Origin of the sequence: Sporosarcina aquimarina (genome assembly GCF_019748715.1) — a bacterium.
GTDB lineage: Bacteria > Bacillota > Bacilli > Bacillales_A > Planococcaceae > Sporosarcina > Sporosarcina newyorkensis.
This window is the reverse complement of sequence record NZ_JACLBZ010000037.1, coordinates 34,860-56,919: the sequence shown is the minus strand read 5'-3', so window position 1 is coordinate 56,919 and position 22,060 is coordinate 34,860. Positions and strand designations below refer to the sequence as shown.

At 41.2% G+C, this 22,060-nt stretch carries 18 protein-coding genes; 6 read left to right on the top strand and 12 right to left on the bottom strand.

Annotated elements, in window-relative coordinates; all coding sequences use genetic code 11:
• Nucleotides 1-10: 10 nt before the first annotated feature.
• Nucleotides 11-835: a molybdate ABC transporter substrate-binding protein gene (modA, locus tag H7J92_RS16355; RefSeq protein ID WP_221838018.1), complete on the bottom strand. Its 825-nt coding sequence runs from the start codon at nucleotides 833-835 to the stop codon at nucleotides 11-13.
• Between the two features lie 156 nt (nucleotides 836-991).
• On the opposite strand from modA, the gene H7J92_RS16350 reads away from it, so the two are divergent.
• Entirely contained in the window at nucleotides 992-1,948 is a 957-nt protein-coding gene (locus H7J92_RS16350; protein WP_221838016.1) for a substrate-binding domain-containing protein, read from the top strand.
• Nucleotides 1,949-1,972: 24 nt separating this feature from the next.
• Here H7J92_RS16350 and H7J92_RS16345 read toward each other — a convergent pair whose 3' ends face one another.
• Together H7J92_RS16345 and H7J92_RS16340 are read right to left on the bottom strand one after the other, a co-directional pair.
• A complete protein-coding gene (locus tag H7J92_RS16345) occupies nucleotides 1,973-3,202 on the bottom strand; it encodes an AI-2E family transporter (protein ID WP_009496642.1) in 1,230 nt (409 codons plus the stop codon).
• Nucleotides 3,203-3,230: 28 nt separating this feature from the next.
• A complete protein-coding gene (locus tag H7J92_RS16340) occupies nucleotides 3,231-4,187 on the bottom strand; it encodes an LCP family protein (protein ID WP_221838013.1) in 957 nt (318 codons plus the stop codon).
• A 485-nt stretch (nucleotides 4,188-4,672) separates the two neighbouring features.
• On the opposite strand from H7J92_RS16340, the gene H7J92_RS16335 reads away from it, so the two are divergent.
• Complete coding sequence (locus H7J92_RS16335) at nucleotides 4,673-6,271, top strand: ABC-F family ATP-binding cassette domain-containing protein (protein ID WP_221838010.1); 1,599 nt, start codon at nucleotides 4,673-4,675, stop codon at nucleotides 6,269-6,271.
• A 97-nt stretch (nucleotides 6,272-6,368) separates the two neighbouring features.
• Nucleotides 6,369-7,052: a YgdI/YgdR family lipoprotein gene (locus H7J92_RS16330; protein ID WP_221838007.1), complete on the top strand. Its 684-nt coding sequence runs from the start codon at nucleotides 6,369-6,371 to the stop codon at nucleotides 7,050-7,052.
• A gap of 49 nt (nucleotides 7,053-7,101) precedes the next feature.
• Here H7J92_RS16330 and H7J92_RS16325 read toward each other — a convergent pair whose 3' ends face one another.
• Both H7J92_RS16325 and H7J92_RS16320 read right to left on the bottom strand, forming a co-directional pair.
• On the bottom strand, nucleotides 7,102-7,302 hold the full coding sequence (locus H7J92_RS16325) for a cold-shock protein (protein WP_009496637.1): 201 nt from the start codon (nucleotides 7,300-7,302) through the stop codon (nucleotides 7,102-7,104).
• A gap of 211 nt (nucleotides 7,303-7,513) precedes the next feature.
• Nucleotides 7,514-7,807 (bottom strand): DUF1033 family protein, encoded by a 294-nt coding sequence (locus tag H7J92_RS16320; RefSeq protein ID WP_221838004.1) that lies wholly within the window; start codon nucleotides 7,805-7,807, stop codon nucleotides 7,514-7,516.
• 232 nt (nucleotides 7,808-8,039) lie between these two features.
• On the opposite strand from H7J92_RS16320, the gene H7J92_RS16315 reads away from it, so the two are divergent.
• Together H7J92_RS16315 and H7J92_RS16310 are read left to right on the top strand one after the other, a co-directional pair.
• Nucleotides 8,040-8,699: a 5-bromo-4-chloroindolyl phosphate hydrolysis family protein gene (locus H7J92_RS16315; protein WP_221838002.1), complete on the top strand. Its 660-nt coding sequence runs from the start codon at nucleotides 8,040-8,042 to the stop codon at nucleotides 8,697-8,699.
• The gene (locus H7J92_RS16310) at nucleotides 8,689-9,879 is read left to right on the top strand and encodes a toxic anion resistance protein (RefSeq protein ID WP_078816636.1); all 1,191 of its coding nucleotides are present in this window, start codon (nucleotides 8,689-8,691) and stop codon (nucleotides 9,877-9,879) included. The genes H7J92_RS16315 and H7J92_RS16310 overlap by 11 nt, the downstream gene beginning before the upstream one ends.
• 1,466 nt (nucleotides 9,880-11,345) lie before the next feature.
• On the opposite strand, the gene H7J92_RS16305 is transcribed toward H7J92_RS16310, so the two are convergent.
• The 4 genes from H7J92_RS16305 to H7J92_RS16290 all read right to left on the bottom strand — a co-directional run bounded on the left by H7J92_RS16305 (nucleotide 11,346) and on the right by H7J92_RS16290 (nucleotide 17,027).
• Complete coding sequence (locus tag H7J92_RS16305; protein WP_078816639.1) at nucleotides 11,346-11,555, bottom strand: DUF6501 family protein; 210 nt, start codon at nucleotides 11,553-11,555, stop codon at nucleotides 11,346-11,348.
• 82 nt (nucleotides 11,556-11,637) lie between these two features.
• Complete coding sequence (odhB, locus tag H7J92_RS16300; protein ID WP_221837998.1) at nucleotides 11,638-12,855, bottom strand: 2-oxoglutarate dehydrogenase complex dihydrolipoyllysine-residue succinyltransferase; 1,218 nt, start codon at nucleotides 12,853-12,855, stop codon at nucleotides 11,638-11,640.
• A gap of 96 nt (nucleotides 12,856-12,951) precedes the next feature.
• On the bottom strand, nucleotides 12,952-15,762 hold the full coding sequence (locus tag H7J92_RS16295) for a 2-oxoglutarate dehydrogenase E1 component (protein WP_009496630.1): 2,811 nt from the start codon (nucleotides 15,760-15,762) through the stop codon (nucleotides 12,952-12,954).
• A 188-nt stretch (nucleotides 15,763-15,950) separates the two neighbouring features.
• Complete coding sequence (locus H7J92_RS16290; protein WP_221837994.1) at nucleotides 15,951-17,027, bottom strand: undecaprenyldiphospho-muramoylpentapeptide beta-N-acetylglucosaminyltransferase; 1,077 nt, start codon at nucleotides 17,025-17,027, stop codon at nucleotides 15,951-15,953.
• Between the two features lie 100 nt (nucleotides 17,028-17,127).
• Here H7J92_RS16290 and H7J92_RS16285 point away from each other — a divergent pair, with 100 nt between their 5' ends.
• The gene (locus tag H7J92_RS16285) at nucleotides 17,128-18,480 is read left to right on the top strand and encodes an MATE family efflux transporter (RefSeq protein ID WP_139365926.1); all 1,353 of its coding nucleotides are present in this window, start codon (nucleotides 17,128-17,130) and stop codon (nucleotides 18,478-18,480) included.
• 16 nt (nucleotides 18,481-18,496) lie between these two features.
• On the opposite strand, the gene H7J92_RS16280 is transcribed toward H7J92_RS16285, so the two are convergent.
• Genes H7J92_RS16280 through H7J92_RS16270 form a run of 3 tightly spaced genes read right to left on the bottom strand, consistent with a single transcriptional unit; the run spans nucleotide 18,497 to nucleotide 21,995 of the window.
• Entirely contained in the window at nucleotides 18,497-19,561 is a 1,065-nt protein-coding gene (locus H7J92_RS16280) for a Ger(x)C family spore germination protein (protein ID WP_009496627.1), read from the bottom strand.
• Nucleotides 19,537-20,580: a GerAB/ArcD/ProY family transporter gene (locus H7J92_RS16275; RefSeq protein WP_009496626.1), complete on the bottom strand. Its 1,044-nt coding sequence runs from the start codon at nucleotides 20,578-20,580 to the stop codon at nucleotides 19,537-19,539. The genes H7J92_RS16280 and H7J92_RS16275 overlap by 25 nt, the downstream gene beginning before the upstream one ends.
• Nucleotides 20,577-21,995, bottom strand: a complete 1,419-nt coding sequence (locus H7J92_RS16270; RefSeq protein WP_009496625.1) for a spore germination protein — start codon at nucleotides 21,993-21,995, stop codon at nucleotides 20,577-20,579. The genes H7J92_RS16275 and H7J92_RS16270 overlap by 4 nt, the downstream gene beginning before the upstream one ends.
• Nucleotides 21,996-22,060 lie beyond the last annotated feature (65 nt).

Below are 22,060 nucleotides of genomic sequence, written 5' to 3'. Positions count from 1 at the left end.
CCCCTTCCTCTTACTTAAATCCAAATTCCTGCAATGTTTCTTTTCCTTTATCACTCGTCAAATAATCCAAAAATTGCTGTGCAGCCTCCTGATGTTTGGAATCTTTTACGACTGCTCCAGGATAAACAATTGGCGCATGCCATTCAGGATCTGATTCAGCCAATACTTTTACATCATTCGAAATATATGCGTCACTTGAATAAACCACGCCATAATCTGCATTACCCATCTCCACATGTGTCAACACTTGACGAACATCTGAACCTAACACTAGTTTATCTTGCAAAGGCTCCCATAAATCTAGAGTTTCAAATGTTTCTTTCGTATAGCGTCCTACTGGAACGGATTCAGGTTCACCTACTGCAAAGTGATCGAGAGCAGCTGGATCGATATCTTCAAACGAGTCAATCGTACTGTCCGAATCTTTATGTGTGATTAATACAAGTACATTTGATGTGAAATTTTCTCTAGATTCATTGTTGATTAATCCTTTTTCCTCCATATCATTCATATCTTTTGAGCTTGCAGATAAGAAAACGTCAGATGGTGCTCCGTTTTCAATGTTTTTAGCTAATTTTCCAGAACTACCGAAATTATAAGTCAGTTTAATTTCTTCGTGCTCTTCTTCAAAAGTCGATTTTAAATCTTCTAATGCGTCTGTCAAGCTGGCTGCAGCAGAAATAAATAACGCCACTTCTTCATCAGGTTGCGATTTTGACTCAGGCGTTTCCTGATCTACGGTCGCATCTGTTTTTTCTGGCTCATTGTTATTCGAACATCCGAACAATAGGACAGACAGCACGGCGAATGTAACCGAAAGTAAAAAACGTTTCACTGTTATTCCTCCTTTTCTCTTGAATAAAACTAACTATAACTAGTTATATTTAATTATATTTAAAATTATCTTAATATGGTTTGCTATACTTGTCAATTTTGCATTTTTCATAGAAATGACGGAAGATAGAATGAATGTGCATTGGAGGATGAAAAAATGAGCAATCCAGATAACAGTGTATCGTATACAACAGAAGAAATTGCCCAACTGCTGAAAGTTTCTAAACTTACGGTCTATGATTTAATTAAGAAAGGCGAAATACGTGCCTATCGTGTGGGAAGGCAAATGCGTGTAGATGCAGTGGATTTATCGGCTTATAAAGAGCGGTTAAAAAGCGGAGGTGACTTTCCTACAAGACAGCCAGTCCAAGCAGTTTCGGAAGAACAGGCACCTGGATTATCTAGGGCTTCCTCGATTATTATTAGCGGGCAAGATTTGAGCCTTGATATTTTAGCCAATACGATTGAAGATGCCGGACTAGGCGTTCGTCCATTACGTTCATTTACAGGCAGTCTCAATAGCTTAATTAAAATGGTTCAAGGAGAAGCAGATATTGTCAGTACGCATTTGTTTGACGGTGAAACGAAACAGTATAATTTGCCGTATATTACACGTTTACTTACTGGCCAATCTTATTTGGTCGTTAATTTACTCGGTAGAACAGCTGGAATGTATGTACAAAAAGGCAACCCGAAAGAGTTTAGTACCTGGTCTGATATAGGACAGCCCGGCATTCGCCTGATCAATCGTGAGAAAGGCTCGGGTGCACGCGTCCTGCTAGATGAACAGCTGCGTCTTGCAGGTATTGCCCCGTCTGCTATAAAAGGTTATGAGGACGAAGAGTTGAATCATATGGCCATAGCGGCGCGCATTGCCTCGGGTCAGGCAGATGTGGGAGTAGGAATTGAAAAGGCCTCGCGTCTTATTGATGTGGAGTTCGTTCCGTTGATTCAAGAGCAGTATGATCTTGTATTGCTGAAAACACAGGACAATGAAAGACTGCGTGATCTGGTTTTGGAAACTTTAAATTCTCAAAATTTCCAAGAGAAAATCTCTGCAATCGGCGGCTATGATTTATCAAATACAGGTTCCATTTTATACGAAACACCATAAAAATAACCCGCCGTACATGGCGGGTTATTCTATGTCCTCATAGTTTTCCAAAGTATCATAATACATCTCTTCCTCGGTTTCGAAGCGATTATAGCGCAGTGTGAATAAATGAAAGGCATGTGTCGCTACTACCTTCAGCAATGCATACGAAGGGATTCCAAGAATGACACCGGCTACGCCAAATAACGATCCGGCGGTCAACAAGACAAAAATAATTGTAATCGGGTGGATATGTAGGGATTTGCCCATGATTTGCGGCGAAATAAATTTACCTTCCACGACTTGTACAATGGTCCAGACAATCGCCAGCTTGACCAACATGAAAGGTGACGTCACAATGGCGATAATAACCGCAGGCGTAATGGCGATGACAGGTCCTAAATAAGGCACAATGCTTGTAAACATTGCCAGAACACCGAGCAAAAGTGCATATTTCATTTTAATGATTAGGAATCCAATTGAAACCATAATACCGATCGCAATTGCCACTAAAATCTGTCCTTGAATATAGGCGCTGATCTGTTTGTCCGCATCTCTGAAAATAGTTGATGCGTCGTCACGTAAACGAGGCGGCAACATACGCAAAATCATCTGTGGCAGCTTCTCGCCCTCTTTTAGCAAGTAGAACAATATTAATGGAACCGTAAACAAACTTAAAATAATACCAGTCAATGCGGAAATAAAGGACGTGACACCGGAAGCGATCCCTCCAATTGTTTCGGTGAAGAATTTTCCGATGCTCTCAAATCCTGAATCCAAAAAGCTGTTGACATTGAAATTAAATCCTTCATAAACAGGAGCGAATATGGAAGTTCTAAAAAATAAGTCCATATCTAAAATCAGCTGTTTGAAATACGAAGGAAATTCATCGAATAAGTTGATCGTCTGCTCACGCAGAAATGGCAGCACGAGGAAAATGACTAATGTGAGCAATCCGGCTGCAGCTAGGAATAAGATCAATATCCCATAAACCCGTGGTATCTTCAGTCGTACTTCCAAAAAACGCAGAATGGGTCTCATTAAATAATACAAAATGGTTGCCAGCACCATAGGCAGGACAACTGTTGAGAAAAACACACGGATCGGATAAAAAATAAATGAAACTTGAGTGAATATCAAAATGATCAATCCAATAAGCAATAAACAAAGCAGCACAAACAATGTAGATTGACCACCAAGAAATCCAACGATCGGTGACGCTGAACGAATAGACCAAAAATCCCGTAAAGAATTCTTTTTTGGTGGCTGTCTCAAGATCCTCTTCCCCCTTCTGTACGACCCTTTATTGTGCGGCTAAAAAAGAATGAATCGCTTCCCTATTTTTATCTAGATCGATTTCTATAACAGAACCTGCATGCCGGTAAGAGGTGAACGAATAACTATCCTCTACTGGTATCCTCAATGTTTCGAGATCCAATTTTCTTTTCGCCAAAACGGTCAAGACTTTGGTCAATTCTTCTTTCGAAGTGAGATCGGTTTGGATATAGTTATCAAGTGCGCCTGCTACTTTAGGTGCCTGCAAAATAGTAGATAAACTAAATAATTCATTCTTAACAGCTGAAATAACTTCCTGTTGCCTGTTTACTCGGCCGAAATCTCCTTCGTTGTCCGCGCGATAGCGGGCATAACCTAATAATTCTTTGCCGTTAAGCTTCTGTACCCCCGGAGTTAACGTAACGCCTATTTTTTCAGACATTTCCTTTTTTACATCCATCTCCAAGCCCTTTGGAAACATAATATCCATAATTGATTCAAAGTTTTCGAAATCGACGACCGCGTAATGATGAATTGGAATATTAAACATTCCTGAGATGGTTTCTTTTGCGGTTTGTACACCGCCTAAGTAGTATGCCGTATTTAATTTATAGGATTGATAACCCGGTATCTGAGCATAAATATCTCTCATGAATGAAATCAACTTGGCGTTTCCGTGTGTTTGATCCCAAGAAAGTACCATCATCGTATCCGTACGGTATTTACCAGAACCATCATTATCAATTCCAAGCAACAAATAATTTTCCGTTGTGGGGTCTTGGGGATCTAGTAAATCGCCTTGAAAGTCTCCAGGGTCAATCTCATTTCCCGCAGTCATCGCTTTACCTTGCTTGTATTGAAAATAACAATACGCTGCAACTGTGATCGTGACAAGCAATAAAAGGGTAATAAAAACCCTGCCGACCCGAAGCTTGCGTTTCTTTCTTCTGCGACGCGGCAGTTGTTCTTCCAAGTGTTCTTCCATTTAAACTTCATTCCTCCAATAACCCTGTAGTCCTTTAATCAATTACGCCTCGGCGTAATTGCGTCCAGATTTTGAATTGTGCAAGCACAATTGACTCCTCTCAAAATCTGTGATATCCGCCGGAGGCTTTATCTTTGTTCAGCGGGCGTTTAAACACCCATCGAACAGGAAATAAGACCCCATTCATCTCACCACCTGTAGAGGTGAGAGTCTCCTGCTGAATATAGATAATGACGTTTTTGCCTCCGGTGGGTTGCGTCTGGACCTATGCGTTTCAAATTGATTCGCGATTTTACAATGTCAGTATAAGCATAGCCGAAAATAAAAGTGGAAATACAAATAATATGGCTTGATGATTTGCTGTGTCAGCAAACTTCTGCTTCTCTTATCGTAAACCCAAAATGCAAACAGTTCCAGCCCAAACATTCCATTCCATCATTTTTTAATGTATAATAGGAGCATTGTGAATTTAGGAGGATTTAATTATGTTAGCAGTCAGTAATGTGAGTCTTCGCTTCGGCGACCGCAAGCTATTCGAAGACGTCAATATACAATTCAATCCAGGTAATTGTTATGGATTAATTGGAGCGAATGGTGCGGGAAAATCAACTTTTATCAAAATCGTTTCAGGCGAACTTGAACCTCAAACAGGTAATGTCATCTTAGGTAAAGACGAGCGCTTAGCTGTATTGAAGCAAAACCACTTCGAATATGAAGAATTTGAAGTGATGGAAACGGTTATCATGGGACATAAGCGTCTATATGAAGTCATGAAAGAAAAAGATGCCATCTATATGAAAGAAGATTTCTCAGATGAAGACGGTATGCGTGCAGCTGAATTAGAAGGCGAATTCGCTGAAATGAATGGATGGGAAGCCGAATCAGAAGCTTCTGTTCTTCTGCAAGGACTGGGACTCTCTGAAAGTATGCACCATGTTAAGATGTCCGAATTAACTGGATCGGATAAGGTTAAAGTATTGCTGGCCCAAGCTTTATTCGGCAAGCCGGATGTCTTGCTTCTCGATGAGCCGACCAACCACTTGGACTTAAAAGCCATCCAATGGCTGGAAGAATTCTTGATCAACTTTGAAAATACTGTTGTCGTCGTTTCCCACGACCGTCATTTCCTGAATAAAGTATGTACGCATATTGCGGATCTTGACTTCAGTAAAATTCAAATCTACGCTGGGAACTATGATTTCTGGTACGAATCCAGCCAACTTGCATTGAAGCTTTCCCAGGAGCAGAATAAGAAAAAAGAAGAAAAAGTTAAAGAACTCCAAGCGTTCATTGCGCGTTTTAGTGCGAATGCTTCGAAGTCGAAACAAGCAACTTCCCGTAAAAAGACACTTGATAAAATCGAATTAGACGACATCAAACCGTCGTCCCGCCGTTACCCTTTCGTAAACTTCACGATGGGCCGCGAAATTGGAAATGATGTATTAACGATCAAAGACGTTACGAAAACAGTAGATGGTAAAACCTTCTTGAAAGATGCTACGTTCACACTTGGCAAAGAAGATAAAGTCGTTTTACTAGGTAATCCGCTTGCTAAATCTGCATTGCTCGATTTGCTTGCAGAAGAAACTGAGCCGGATACAGGGTCGATTAAATGGGGTGTTACAACGACACGTGCGTACTTCCCTATCGATAACTCGAAATACTTTGAAGGATCTGAGCAGACATTGGTCGAATGGCTGCGTCAATATTCTCCGGAAGATGAAACGGAAACTTTCCTGCGTGGATTCCTGGGCCGTATGCTCTTCTCGGGTGAAGAAGTAAAGAAAAAACCAAGTGTATTATCGGGTGGAGAAAAAGTACGTTGCATGCTTTCTAAAATGATGCTGACAAGTGCTAACGTTCTTTTACTTGATGAGCCGACCAACCACTTGGACTTGGAGTCGATCCAAGCATTGAACAATGGTTTAATCGCGTTTAAAGGCGCTATGGTCTTCACATCTCATGACCACCAGTTCATTCAGACAATCGCCAACCGGATTATCGAAATCAATGAAGATGGAACAATTTTCGATAAAATGATGTCGTATGATGAGTATTTGGAATGGAAAGGTCAAAAAGCATAATTGATTCATGCCCGCTTTCTCAAAAGCGGGCTTTTTAATTTTCTTGAATAGTTGGTTTCATTGAGGGTATACCACAGAATAAAGGAGGTTTTTTTACATGAAACGCAATTCAATCGTTCTTGTATTTGCGCTTCTGCTTGTAATGGCCGGTTGTTCTTCTAAGCCTGCTACATCACTGGATGACAGTGGCAGCACAAATGATAAGCCAACTAAGGATGAACAAACAAATGAGAGCCAAACAGATCAACAGGATGCAGAAAAAACAGAAGTGCAATTACTGGACTACTTTCTTCCTGATGGATCAAGTGCCCATTATAAAGGTGAAGGAAATGAGTTTGCTGAATTGGATATCACAGTGAATTCCCCTATTGAGGATTATATTGTGGTCCATGAAAATAACGGTGGGTCTTTCATTCAGAAAGTATACAAGCTTCAAGGAGATGAAATCCAGGTTCTTCAGGAAGAGCCGGTCCAACTGGCTGCCGAAGTTCCTTCAAAAGAAGAGTTGGAAGCATTGAAGCCGATCCGCGTCTATTTAAAGGGACCGATCGAAAAAGGCACAACGTTTGATGAGTGGACCATTGTAAAAACGGATGCTTCTGTAGAAACACCGTATCAGCAATTTGAGGATGCGATCGTTATCGAAAAAAAGGATAAAGACATTATCAATCGCATCTATTTAGTGAAAGGATTCGGCGAGGTAAAACGAGAGTCGATCATGACATCAGAAGAAGATTTTGTAGTAACTTCTTTGCTGGAAACCGTAACACAACCTGAATGATTTATACCACATAAAAAGGCGCCTCTATAGGCGCCTTTCTGCAAGTGGATTATAATTTCACAACGTTAGCTGCTTGTAAACCACGGTTTCCTTCGACAACTTCAAATTCAACTTGTTGACCTTCGTCAAGTGACTTGAATCCGTCGCCTTGGATTGCTGAGAAGTGTACGAAAATATCGTCTTCTCCATCAACTTCGATAAAACCGAAGCCTTTTTCAGAATTGAACCACTTTACTGTACCTTGTTTCATTCGATAACCTCCAAAAATGTATAAGTACTTGTTAATACATGAACTTTCGCATAAAAAAAATTCACATATTACAAAAGGTGCCGACGTCGCCGATCCCTTTTGTAATAGGTGAATCAATTAGCATACGATCGTTTGACTATTTCACTTAGAGCAAGTATATCATAATTGGATGGATTGTCAATAAAAAGCATACCGAACTTACAGAATCTTTTTACGATATATCTGGTTGATCATTCACCAATACAATAAGTCCATGATAAATTTGCAAATCGCCTTCACAGCCGTCGCAATAATGCTTTTCAGATGGCGACCAAAATGCGTGAAAACAGCCTTTGCGTATCTCATAGTGCTCGTAACGCGTTTTCATATCGATGACCATAGCACTCACATATTCTTGCATTTCAATTTTATTTGGAAAAGTTTTCGTGGAGATTGTAAAGTCTCTCCACTCTTCAAACATCCACCATGGTTCAAAATCAGCTTTCATATAGACCACTTCATACATTAGTATGCACCCCTTTATCCGCTCTATGCATGAATGACACTTATTCTAGCAAATCTATTCCCTATAGCAAAGTAAAAAGATTGGTGCGACGAAATATATGAGTTTTCATCCGATTTCAGCTATAATTAGGATAGGATGGATTATGGTCAACATCCCCTATTGGGCCGAATGAAACTTTTTCGCTGTCAATCCGTAAGTAATGTATATAGAATGGAAGGTGGCCTGACAAATTATGAATAAAATAAAAAACTTTTTTACGCGACACGCAATTATGGCTCCTGCTAGTTTCCTGACTTGGTTTACTCTGATCGGGGCTACGAGTCTGAATTTCTTTGTGAGTTCTGCGATTGGTATCGCGTTGTATGCAGGTGGAAATGTGGCCATCAAAGAAGTACAATTACGTTCCAACCTGAAACAACTTGGAATGACGCGTTCTGAATATAAGCATATCGAACACCAACTCACCCAATCCAAGCAAAAATTGAAACGTTTGGCCAATATGTATGGACAAGTGCGTTCTATCCAAGCGTTTAGACAAGTATATGATATGTCTTCGATGGCTAGAAGGATCATTAAAATTGTTCAAACGAATCCACGTAAATTTTATCAGGTGGAGACGTTTTTCTACGCACATCTAGATTCTGCAGTGGAATTGACTTCTAAGTATGGTCTTTTAGTTAATCAACCGCTAAAAGATCGAGAAATCAAAGTAGCCCTTCAGCATACACGGGAGACGTTATCTGATTTAAGTCAAGAGATGGAAAGAGATTTACGAAATGCAGTTGCGACGGATTTAGAGCAACTACAAATGGAAATTGATTTTGTTGATGTTACAATCAATAAAGATAAACCGTTGCTCGAATCGAAAGGAGAACATTCTAATGACAGATAAAAATGCACAAGAGGAAACCACAATTGATGACTTACTCGGCAATCCATTCGACATGGATGCCAGCCTATTACCGCAAGAAATGGAGACCACCCTTGCGGAAAGTGGTGCATCTACTAAGCTCGTAGACCGCCTATCAAAAGAAGAACAAGACAAAGCGAAACAGTTGGCTTCGCAAATTCCCGTAGGTAATTATGAAGCGATCATTACGTATGGTGCCAATGCTCAGAACGAACTGTCCCGCTTTTCCCATAAAATGCTGGATCATGTACAAAGTAAAGACATAGGTCCTGTAGGCGACGTGCTCAATGAATTGATGAATAAACTATCCGAAATCGACCCGGATGACTTATCGGAGAAAAAGAAATCTGGCCTAAGCCGCCTATTTGGTAAAGCGACACGCTCTGTTCAGGAAATGATGACGAGATATCAAAAATTAGGTACCCAGATTGATAAAATTGGGGTGCAATTGGAACATTCAAAACGCGGTTTAATGGAAGATGTGCGTATGCTTGATAATCTATATGAGCAGAACAAGACCTATTTCCAAGCACTTAACGTCTACATTGCAGCTGCAGAACTGAAAGTCGAGGAAATTAACAATACAATTATTCCTGAGTTGCACAGAAAAGCAGAGCTTGCGGATGATCAAATGATGGTTCAAGAAGTCAATGATATGGCACAGTTTGTCGATCGCCTGGAGAAACGTCTCTATGATCTACAACTGTCACGCCAAATTACGATTCAGAGTGCTCCGCAAATCCGGATGATTCAGCAAACTAACCAGACGTTGGCAGAAAAGATCCAAGCATCCATTATGACGGCTATTCCCTTGTGGAAGAACCAAATTGCGATTGCCCTGACGTTGAATCGTCAGCAAAAAGCTGTGGAATCGCAAAAGCTTGTTACAAAGACAACGAATGATCTGTTACTGCGTAATTCGGAGATGCTGAAAACGAACAGTATTGAAACGGCCAAAGAGAATGAAAAAGGCATAATTGAAATCGATACTCTGAAAAAGACACAAGAGAACTTAATCCAAACGATCGAAGAAACACTTGTTATCCAAGCAGACGGCCGAGCGAAACGTAAAGCAGCGGAACACGAGATCGCGCGTATGGAAGAAGATCTTAAAACTCGTTTACTTTCTGTATATGAAGAATCAAAAAACCGTCCTTCGTAAGTACAGCTTCGGTTGATGGGAACTAGTACTATAAGTATTATTCTAATTAGTATGCAGTTCACTAGTAAAACGACAAAACACATAGCAAATAAAAACGCTCAGATTTGATTCTGAGCGTTTTTGCATTTCAACAGTTTACAGATGTTGGGAGTTGTTTGTCCGATAATCGTGCCTTTTAATTGAACTATGAATTTAACCTGACTAACGGGTTACAGCCTGGCAGCCGTTGAATTCCGTTGCAGGCGGACGCGTTCCGCAGGGCGGGCGTTGAACCACACTGCTCGCTTCGCTCACCTAGGTGTTTCACCTGTCCCGCTAATCCTGCCGGAGTCGCCGCCTTCCACTCCAATCAACTAAGGAGGTCTGTTTGAAATTTTTCTTTCGCAATTGCGCCCGTTACCTAAGTAAGTCCAATGTTAAAACCACAAAAATAATATTCAAAATTATAATTTCATTTGTAAACTGCAATAGGTTCTACTGAAATGTCCGGATAAGCAACCGTTAAAAACATATCGTTTATTTTGCTAAACTCTTTTACAATTTCATTAATAAACGGACCTAAAGATTTAGCTTTGTTAATCCCTAGTGATTAATTCCTTTTCCTAAATCCTTAACAAATGATTCTATATCTTCACTACTTCTTCCTGGGATATTAGTTATTTGACAAATCAATAGGAAATAGGTGAATGCTTTATCAGAGAAGAAATAGTCAACTTTAGACAAAAAGAAAGCCACTCTGCGCCGTAAGAAGCAAAAGGGTGGTTCTTGAGATAAAAAGGAATTTTAAGTTGACAACCACTCACCTGGATGGCTAAGATTGCGGGAGAGTTCAAGCTCTTCTATCTTTTACTATCTGCCCCCATTCTAACGTAAAAAGTATGCATGATTCAAGGAAGGGTTTCTAATCTTGAGTCATAGAGGAGAATGGTTACTTTTTTCTATTGATGAATAGTGCAATCATCCCTTAAAAAAGGAATTGAAATTTGTTTAATGAACTGGCTATTTAGTGTTGCAAGTATGAAACTCGTAATGAATTTAATCCGTCTTATATTACAACGATTTCGAGAAGGCGTTCGATAGGAACAACTTTAATCAAAATCTAAAAAGGAATGGGTGATTTTATGGGGTTCTGGTACTTACTTTTACTTCTGACAGGTGTTGTCGTTTTTATTGTGGGGTTAGTTAAAATAAAGACAGCTGGAGGAATTAAAGCGTTTGTTCCACTAGTTACAGGAGGACTATTTGTAATCTTATCCGTTTTCTTATTAACGCCTAATAGCTCAGAAATTATTACAGACCTTTTAAATTTGCAATAGTAAATAGCTTTTCAAAGCAAATGGTCGCGATCGTGGAACAAACATTATGGATACCTTCTATTCGTAAAATAGTATAGAAAAAAACGCTCAGAAATCTGAGCGTTTTTTCATGTCAACCGAACTTGTTACCTCATAAGGACATTTTTGCAGTTAGATCTGTTCGTTTGCAAAGTACGTTTTGTAATAGCCGCCGACTTTTCCAGAATTGTCGACGATGAATAAAAATTCATCTGTTTCATTTTTTACTTCGTACGTATTCCCTGCTGTCAACATATGATTGACGACATATTTTTCCGCGTCGGTGTGTGTGCACGTGACAGTTTTCAAAGTAGGTGCCTCTAACCAGTTCAGATAAGACATAGTTTCATCTCCCCTCTCATATTTCATAAAGGAAAGCGACCCGCGAATTGAAACGCGGGTCGCTTTATTTTGAATCAGACGATCAAGAACCTAGTAGAAGGTCTTCAGGGTTTTCAAGCAACTCTTTAACCATCTTCAAGAATCCAACTGAATCCTTTCCATCAATTACACGGTGGTCGTAAGAAAGTGCTACATACATCATTGGACGGATTTCGATGTTGTCGCCAACAGCTACTGGACGTTTTTGGATAGTATGCATACCAAGGATACCTACTTGTGTACCGTTTAGGATTGGAGTAGATAGTAATGAACCGAATACTCCACCATTCGTAATTGTGAATGAACCGCCTGTCATATCGGCAATTGTCAATTTATTGTCGCGTGCTTTTTTCGCAAGCTCTCCGATAGAAGCTTCAATTTCAGCGAAGTTTTTGCGGTCTGCGTCCACAACGTTTGGTACAACCAATCCGCCTTCAGTGGAAACTGCGATACCGATATCAAAATAGTTTTTCAATAAAATTTCATCGCCATCGATTTCCGCATTGACATAAGGATATTTCTTCAATGCTGCAACGACTGCTTTCGTGAAGAATGACATGAAGCCTAGGCGCACATCGTTTTGCTCGAAGAACTGATCTTTCTTGCGTGAACGAAGAGCCATCACGTTTGTCATATCAATTTCGTTGAACGTAGTAAGCATTGCAGTCGATTGCTTCACTTCAAGAAGACGCTTTGCAATCGTTTGACGGCGGCGAGTCATTTTTTCGCGTGTGATGCGGCCGTCATCTTTAGCTTCAGTTACAGCCGGTTTAGCTTGTGGCTGTGCTTTAGGAGCGTTTGTATGAGCGGATACGTCTTGTGCACGTACGCGACCCATTGGATCTACAGGTGAAACCGCTGCTAGATCGATTCCTTTTTCACGTGCCATCTTACGTGCTGCCGGGCTTGCAATTGTACGGTCTGTAGAAGTAGCTTGCTCAACTGCAGCTTCTTGTTTTGGAGCTGGAGCTGCTGCCGGAGCCGCTGCTTCTGTTGCTTGTGGAGCTTGCTGTGCCGGTGCACCTGAACCTTCGCCTACAATCGCGATTACTTGGCCAACTTCAACTGTGTCGCCTTCCGCAGCCAGTAGTTCAGATACAACACCTGCTTCTTCTGAAATGACTTCGACGTTCACTTTGTCTGTTTCCAATTCAACGATGAATTCACCTTTATCTACGTTTTCACCGGGTTGTTTCAACCATTTTGCAATTGTGCCTTCTGTAATCGATTCTGCTAGTTCAGGTACTATGATCTCTGCCACAATAAATTCCTCCTCGTAGGTGTACCGTTTTCACGGATAGCTACTTTTGTATAAGTAGTTTTTGACTGTTTTTGAAAAGCTTCCTTATTTGTTATATCACTTTTTTAATGCTTCTTCAATAATTCGATTTTGTTCAACTTTATGAGAAGCTCCGTCGCCTTCTGACGGGCTGGAACGGTGAATACGACCAACATATGAAATGTCCTTGCCATCTGCCAACTCTTCCAAGTACGGATATGCAAACGACCAAGTACCCATATTTTTAGGTTCTTCTTGTACCCATACCAAGTCTTTCACTTTCGGGAAGCGAGCAAGGATTTCTTTGATTTTGTCGGATGGGAATGGGTAGAGCTGCTCTACACGAATGACGTGCAAGTAGTCAAATCCTTCGCCATCTTTAATTTTCTCTGCAAGATCGATTGCTACCTTACCGCTTGCAAATAAAATTTTCTTAACTTTTTCAGGCTTCGTACCCGTACCCGGCTGTTCAAGCACTGTTTTAAAGTGTCCTTCCACTAAGTCATTGACGTCTGCCCCAACTAGTGGATGACGCAATAACGACTTAGGTGTCGCAATAACTAACGGACGCTCTGCTTCACTTCCAAGAATCTTCGATTGACGACGCAATACGTGGAAGTAGTTAGCTGCACTTGAGATGTTCGCAACTGTCCAGTTATTTTCTGCACACAGTTGTAAATAACGTTCGATACGAGCGCTGGAGTGCTCAGGTCCTTGTCCTTCAAATGCGTGCGGCAATAACAAGACAAGTCCTGATTGCTGACCCCACTTGGAGAAGCTGGAAGATACAAACTGATCAAACATAACTTGTGCCATGTTCGAGAAGTCACCGTATTGTGCTTCCCAGATGGACATCGTTTTGTCTTCTTCCAAGTTGTAGCCGAATTCATAACCGACGATACCCGCTTCCGTTAATGGGCTGTTGTATGCCACGAACGAAGCGTTGGAGCCACCAATATGATGCAACGGAACGAATTCTTCACCTGTTTTTTCATCATGGAGAACTAGGTGACGTTGAGCAAATGTACCGCGCTGGATATCTTGACCAGACATACGGATTGGTTTGCCGTCCTGTAAAATAGAACCGAATGCGAGTTGCTCAGCGTGCGCCCAGTCGATTTTACCTTTTCCGTTAAACGGTTCTTCACGTCTTTTAAGGATTTTATCCAGTTTGCTAAATACCGTGAATTCAGATGGATATGTCAATAGATCTTCATTCATTTTACGAAGACGATCTTCTGCAACACCTGTTTCAAGATCACGCGGTAGTCCAGCAAGTACCCCTTCTGGTGTGGCATTCGAAGTTTTTGGAGCGTCTGCAGAATCTTCCTTCACACGGTCGTAAGCTTCTTGCATAGACGCGATGACGGATCGGTCCATCTGCTGCACTTCTTCGTCTGTCATGATTTTCTGTTCCACCAGACGCTGTCCGTAGATTTGGCGAACTGTTGGATGCTTATGAATCTCATGATACATCACTGGGTTTGTTACGAGCGGCTCGTCCATTTCATTGTGTCCGTAACGGCGGTAACCGATCAGGTCAATTAGGACGTCTTTACCGAACTTTTGACGGTATTCAAATGCTAACTTCGCTACAGCAAGAACTTCTTCCGGGTGGTCTGCATTCACGTGGAATATAGGCACCTCAAAGCCTTTTGCTGGATCGGACGCATAATGCGTGGAACGAGAATCATAGTATTCAGTCGTAAAGCCAATAGTATTATTGGCGATTACATGAATAGATCCGCCTGTTCTGAAGCCCCGTACACGACTGTAGTTGAATGATTCAGGTACAATACCTTGTCCTGGGAATGCTGCGTCACCGTGTACAAGTACCGCATACGCTGCATTTGTATCTTGTTTTGGAATCCCTGGCTGATCTGTGTTCTCCTGTGCAGCCCGAGTTTGTCCTGTAATAACTGGATTCACAACTTCTAAATGTGAAGGGTTATAGGCTAAGAAACGGTTTAGACCGGATTCACCTTTGTAAAGAGCACCCATATGGTATTTTACGTCGCCAAACCAACCGCGCGTAACTTCCAATGAGCCGTCTTTTGGTAAGAATGGGGATGCCGGTACGCCTGCAAATTCTGCAAACATCATTTCATACGGTTTATTTAGATTATGTGTCAACACGTTCAAACGTCCGCGGTGAGCCATGCCAATCAACATTTTTTGTACTTTCGCTTCTTCAGAACGGCGAACCAATTCATCGATCAATACGACAAGAGTGTCCACTCCTTCTATAGAGAAGCGCTTGGCTCCGACGAATGTACGGTGAATAAATTTCTCGAAACCTTCAATTTTCGTCAAGCGTTCGAGAAGTTCCTTTTTCTCATCGCCTTGCAAGCTTGACTGCACGTCGCCGTTTTCAATTTTAGTTTGAATCCAGTTACGCTCAGTTTCGTCGATTAAGTGTGAAAACTCATATGCGATGGAACCTGTATATAAAGATTTCAGGTAATTCATTGCATCCAATCCGTTTTCCACTGTTGGTGGAACATTTTTCAAGAACAAAGATGCTGGCAATCCGACCAGATCGCTGTCTGTCAATCCGTGATATGACAATTCTAGACGTGATGTATCCTTTGGTCGATCGTTTAATGGATAAATGTCTGCTGCAAGATGCCCATACGAGCGAATGGCTTCTAGTAAAGAATAGACGGCAAGTACTTTGCGCAGATCTGTTTGTGAACCTTGCGCTACAACTGCTACTTCGCCGGACTCATCGATCTGAGGCGCACCAAAATTCCTGAATAGCTCTGCTAACTCAGGATCAACTGCATCTGGATCTGTTTTAAACAGATCATACATTTCCATTACATACCCAAGGTTTGGACCCGAAAAAGCAGAATACGGGGAACGATGGGAATCCACAATGTTCGACATGTAATATTACCTCCACATTTGCCTATTGGCTTGTTGTGATTATTTTATATACTTCCATACAATAATAGCACGCAAATCCTAGAACTGAAAGGGATTAATACAAAGTTGTGAACTTTTCTATAAAGGACACGAAAAAAAACATGAAAATCGCGACAAAGTCTTTGACAAAGGTGTATTGCTATTGTTTTTTATTTCTGAAAAGACAAAATCATTTCAGCCATTTTCTCAGGGGTTTTTGGTTCTGTCGTTTTTTCAATATTCGACAGCAGTCGAGTTTTTTCTTGCTCCAGATTTTTGAAGAGTTCATCCATCGGCTGATCTGCAAGATGTTCTTCCTCTACTTTAAGCGCTAATCCTTTCGATTCGAAATAAGATGCATTCAGTAGTTGATCTCCCCTACTTTTGGATGCAGCGAGCGGAACGAGTAGCATAGGTTTATGGATAGCGAGCAGCTCGAAAATTGCATTGGAGCCGGCGCGTGAGATCGCGTAATCGGAAGCCGCCAGCAAATGAGGCAATTCCCCTGTTACATACTCAAATTGAACGTAGCCTGCTAAGTCGTTTAGCTCATGAACTGCATTTCCTTTCCCGCATAAATGAATGATCTGATAATTTTTCAACAGTTGAGGCAATTCACCGCGTATCGCTTCATTCAATACGGCTGAGCCTTGGCTTCCGCCCATGACGATGAATATTGGACGGTCGGATTTTAACCCCGCTATGCGCAAACCTTCTTCTTTGCTGCCGTTAAAAAGTTCAGGACGGATAATAGGACCCGTGCAAGTAGATTTTCCAGCCGGCACATATTGCAGCGTTTGCTCAAACACGGTGAAAATCTGCGAAGAAAACGGCAATGCGAGTTTATTTGCTAATCCTGGCGTGACATCGGATTCGTGGACTACAACGGGCACATTGGCCAGCTTAGCCGCCATCACAACAGGAACCGAAACGAACCCACCTTTAGAGAAAATGATTTCTGGCTTGAGCTTTCTTATAATAGACAATGCCTGAAAGGTACCTGCTCCCACGCGAAATGGATCGGTAAAGTTTTTCATGGAAAAATAACGCCGCAACTTCCCACTTTGTATAGAGTGATAGACCACTTCAGGATGTCCATCTCCGATTAACTCTCTTTCTATCCCTTCATGTGAACCAATGTAGTGCACACTATATCCTTTACCCAATAAAACCGGGATTAAAGCTTGATTGACGGATACATGCCCTGCCGTACCGCCACCTGTTAATACAATTACCGGTCGCTTCATTCTTCCCATCCTTCCTTGTAAATCTTATGTAATGTAATTTTCGCTTTGTTTTTCATGATACAATAGCCATTGAAAAATAATTATAGAGGAAATGAAAACTATGTCTATTGCTGAGAACACATTAAAACAGAAAAGCTCGTTATTCATTAAAATCATGCTGCCGATTTTAATTACTCAAGTTGCACTCTACTTGATGTCTTTCTTCGATATCCTGATGACCGGACGCTATGATACCTATCATTTAGCAGGCGTCACGATCGGTTCTTCTTTCTGGATCCCTGTCTACACAGGGCTATCTGGTATCTTGATGGGTCTTACCCCTATTATTGCACAGCAAATCGGCTCGAAGAATAAAAGTGCGATCCGGCCTACTGTCCAGCAAGCATTATACGTTTCCCTCACTCTTTCGGCAATCATTTTTGTATTGATCAAGTGGGGGATCTTGCCTGCGATCACCAAAATGCCGCTCGATGATCAAGTTGTGGAAGTTGCTACGAATTACTTGACCGGTATGAGTGTCGGCTTGGTACCGCTGATGGCCTATACCGTGTTGCGTTCTTTTTTCGATGCCTTAGGTGCAACTCGAGTGTCCATGTTCATTATTTTATTATCTGCTCCGATTAATATTGTCTTGAACTACTTATTGATTTTCGGGAATTTTGGTTTTCCTGAATTAGGCGGAGCGGGTGCGGGCTATGCTTCTGGAATTACGTATTGGTTAGTATTCTTCATAGCCACGTTAATCGCTTGGTCATCTAAGCACTTTAAAGAGTTTGCTTTGTTCCAAGAATGGCAACCTGTATCGTTTACGAAGTGGAAAGAGATATTATTGGTCGGTGTGCCGATTGGTCTTTCGATTTTCGTGGAAACGAGTATTTTCTCAGTTGTAACGTTACTCATGAGCGGCTATACTGCCCAGGTGATTTCTGCGCACCAGATCGCTTTGAATTTTACTTCTTTACTTTATATGGTGCCGCTAAGCGTATCGATGGGTACGACGATTTTGGTTGGTCAATCAATTGGCGGCAATCGGCCAAAAGATGCCCGGGAGTTTACGTATCTCGGAATTGGGTTTGCCGTATTGTTCAGTTTCCTATCCATATTCATCTTACTGACGTTCCGTGAAGCCATCGCTTCTATGTATACGCCGGATCCAGCAATTATTGCACTCGCCATTCACTTTTTTGTCTATGCAGCGTTCTTCCAACTGTCCGATGCAGTGCAAGCACCTATTCAAGGCGCTCTGCGAGGTTACAAAGACGTAACGATGACGTTTTTGGTTGGTGTCATTTCATTTTGGGTGATTGGTCTGCCGGTAGGGTACGTTTTGGCTGGTTATACGAGTTTAGGAGCGTATGGCTATTGGGTCGGACTTATCACAGGATTGACAGTCGGTGCGGTCATTCTTTCTTTTCGCTTACGCTATATCCAAAAAAGACAAAGCCAGCAGTGATTTTCTGCTGGCCTTTTTATTCTAGAATACCTAAATCACGGAATGTCAGCTCTGCTTCCACCGTGATCGGCAGCTCTGAAAAAGTGTCCTGCCATCTTCCGCGATTCCAAATTTCAGGATGAAATGCTTGTACTTTGCGACCGAGACCGATCATATCGCTTTTTGCTTCCTGCATTTTGCCGACCACATCATTGAAGTCTTTCGTTAACTTTTCCGATAGTTGTTTCTCTACTGCTTGTGTATTATGGTGATAATCAGGAAATGCTTCCATAGTCGCTTTCAGTTTCATGCGGATTATTATACGATCGTTCAAAATATCCCAATTATCTTTTACTTTCAAAACGTCAAATGTCAGTTCGTTTTCTTTTTCATCATTCTCTAGTTTATAGCTGAAGCGGGTGAATTTACCTTTCTCCCCACTTAAGAGCGTAGCGAGCATTGCTTCTCTCCTCTCTAAAACATGACCTGTAAAATCCTTTCCCGAAAACAATCCCACACCTACCAATTGAGGTAGCCCTTCCTCATCTATTCTTAGATAAGGCAATGCAAGGTCCTGTGTGTTTTCTAATAACAAGGTACCTGCACGCTGCAGGTTTGCAGGGGGAAAATATGTGTAAATCTTTCCGGTCAATAAAAGCTCTGTATAGTAATTGGATACTTCCCCTTGTAAATCACCAGAAGGATTAAAATATGTCTGGATATCGCCCTCTACCAAAGCCATGTAACTTTGCAGACGGTTTCTGGGCGCTCTATAGACGTTATCTAGATACTGATATAGATCATCTCGAGCCATCTCTTCAGAGACAAGAAGAACTTCCATTTTAGATAAATTTAGCGCTTCCTTCGTACTGTAGTTGGCGTTCATTTGAGCTTCCTTCATGGAATTCCCTTTCCCTTTGGATGTTGAAAATTTGATCTGATTACCATCAAATACTGGGAAAGCAAATGTCATGTGAACATCGTCATCGCCTCCTTCCATTCCCGCAAGCGGAACGATGGTCACATCTTTAAATAAAAGCTCATCCCAGCAACCGCTGAGCAGTAAAGAGGACAGTATTAAGACGAGGAGTCTTTTATCCATTTATTCAGCCCCTTCTTTAGAAGAATGAGAATGATAGGCAAGACGATACCTATTGCTAAGTGTAGATAATTCACTATTTCTCGAATCCATTCATTTCTTTCCTTTGAAACAAAAAAACCAATGACTGCCAATAAAAATAGGTGGATAACTATATTTTGCCGTCTTCGTTTGCTCTCATTGTCGGCTGGCCAAGTCATCACAACGAAGAAAATGTATAAAATGACTGTGACAATACTCCATATGATCCATGCAATCATATAAAACAAGTCCGCCCGTTCAATGAAAGACAATGTTAAAGATTTCATCATGTATAAAGTGGGCTGCGGGATGGTCTTGATTTCCTCTATCCCAAAGAATAATTGGTTGACGAGGATGGTTGCTAAATAAAAAAACGTCCAACTCATTTGATAGGAGAATAACGGCCAGCCCGCCAATGATCTTACTTCTTTAACAAAGGGGCGTAAAAATAAATAAAACTCCAAGCCAATCATCGGTGCTGTCGCGACTAAAAACGCTCTTGCCATTTTCACCACATTAAAATCCATTTGGGGAGCCATCCTGTACCAATCCAAATGAGGGACGGCTAATAGCCAGGTGATTACGATAAAAATAACTACAGGTATGGCGATTGTCCAAATGTTTAATACAGCAGTTACCTTTCCGTAGTTCGCATAATACGAAACAATAAGAATGATAGCCGTTGTCACAATAATAGGCGTGTCTGGTAACGTCCATAACGACAATAAATAGATGATAAAACTGAGTCCGCTGATGATGACAAGCAACCAGTAGATTTTGAATACCCAGCGAATGAATGTGGGTACGCGCAACGCGTGATAAGTCTTTTCAAAGAGAAGAAACAGCAAGTATTGCATGAGGGCAATCACTAAAAATACCAACCAGCTATTTTGTTTCGCATCTTGAATCAAGTAATGCTGAAAAGAGATAAAGACGCCGCCTGTCTGTATAAAAAATAATATACAGAAGAATTGAGTTTTGGATAGTTCAAACATCATCATTTCCTACCTCTCCGAAAAAACGAAAATGTCTTTTGCTGTGGATGATGACGAAAAAAAGGAAGCCTCAAGAAAACTACCCAAAGACGGGACGCATCAAATGGTATTAATGGAGAAAAATAAGGCTGCTTCAGTGACGAAAGATTAAGTAGATGGATATACAAAAGCAAAGCCATGATACTCATCCCGAAAAAACCAAATAACGTGGCCATGATCATAAACGGGAAACGAATAATTCGGATACTCATATTCATTTCTGGTGAAGGGATGACATAACTCGAAATAGCTGTTATGGCTACCACAACAATCATGATATTCGATACGAGCCCTGCGTTTACAACTGCATCCCCTATTACCAGTCCGCCCACAATCCCAATTGTCGGACCAATAGGAGTAGGCAATCGGAGACTGGCCTCCCGAATTAGTTCAATGAAGAGTTCTAAAAATAACGCTTCGATAATAGGCCGGTATGGGAGATCATTTACCGTAAGCTTTACTTTTTGACTAATATCATTCGGTAAAATTTCAAAATGATAACTCACAACGGCTATATAGAATGCTGGCAGTAAAACAGCCATTGCCAAGCCGCCTAAACGCAATAGTCTATAAAACGTACCGACAATAGGGCGGGCATTGTAATCATCGGGGGATTGGAAAAACGAAAAAAACGTGACCGGTCCAATTAATACTGTAGGTGAATGATCGATTAAAAAAGCAATTTTACCTTCCAATAAATTTTCCACTACCCGATCCGGTCGTTCTGTATTCAATAGCTGAGGAAACGGAGAGTAAACCGTGTCTTCAAGATAATCTTCCATTTGTCCAGAGCCTAGGGCATATTCACCGGGAATATTCTTAAGTCGGTTTGCCGCCTCAAGGACCACATCCGGATCTGCAAGAGAATCAATATAAATATATGTTGCGTAAGAATTATTTTCTTTACCCATCTTGACCGTACGAATCACTAAATCAGGGATGGCAAGCCTTTTTCGAATCATGTATAGGTTTTGCTCCAAAGACTCTACAAAACCTTCGTGTGAGCCGCGGACGGTTGTTTCTCCAATTGGTTCATCGGGAGAACGGGCTGTGAACTGTTGGGTTGATAATTGTATTTGAATGTTCATCTCCGGGAAGATCAGTAGGGTCATGCCTGAACAAATGCTTTCGATTAACTGCTCTTGATTGAAGGTCTGAACGGTTGAAATAGCTGTCGTGCCCCAGTTTTTCAACGCTTGTTCAGAGCGCGAACGCATCAACTCAATTTGTTTAGCCGTTTCAACAGTATCTACTAGGGTTGTGAAATAACAAACGAAACCTTTCCCTATCGTCCATTGTACTTCCTGGATAACTAAATCAGATGATCCATAAAACAAGTCTTCCAAAAAATATTTATCTATCATTGATGCGGGGTTCTTCATGAAACTCACCTCTATGCAAGTCAGTATGCATAAAATTCATCTGTTATATGCAAAAAGGACGATGG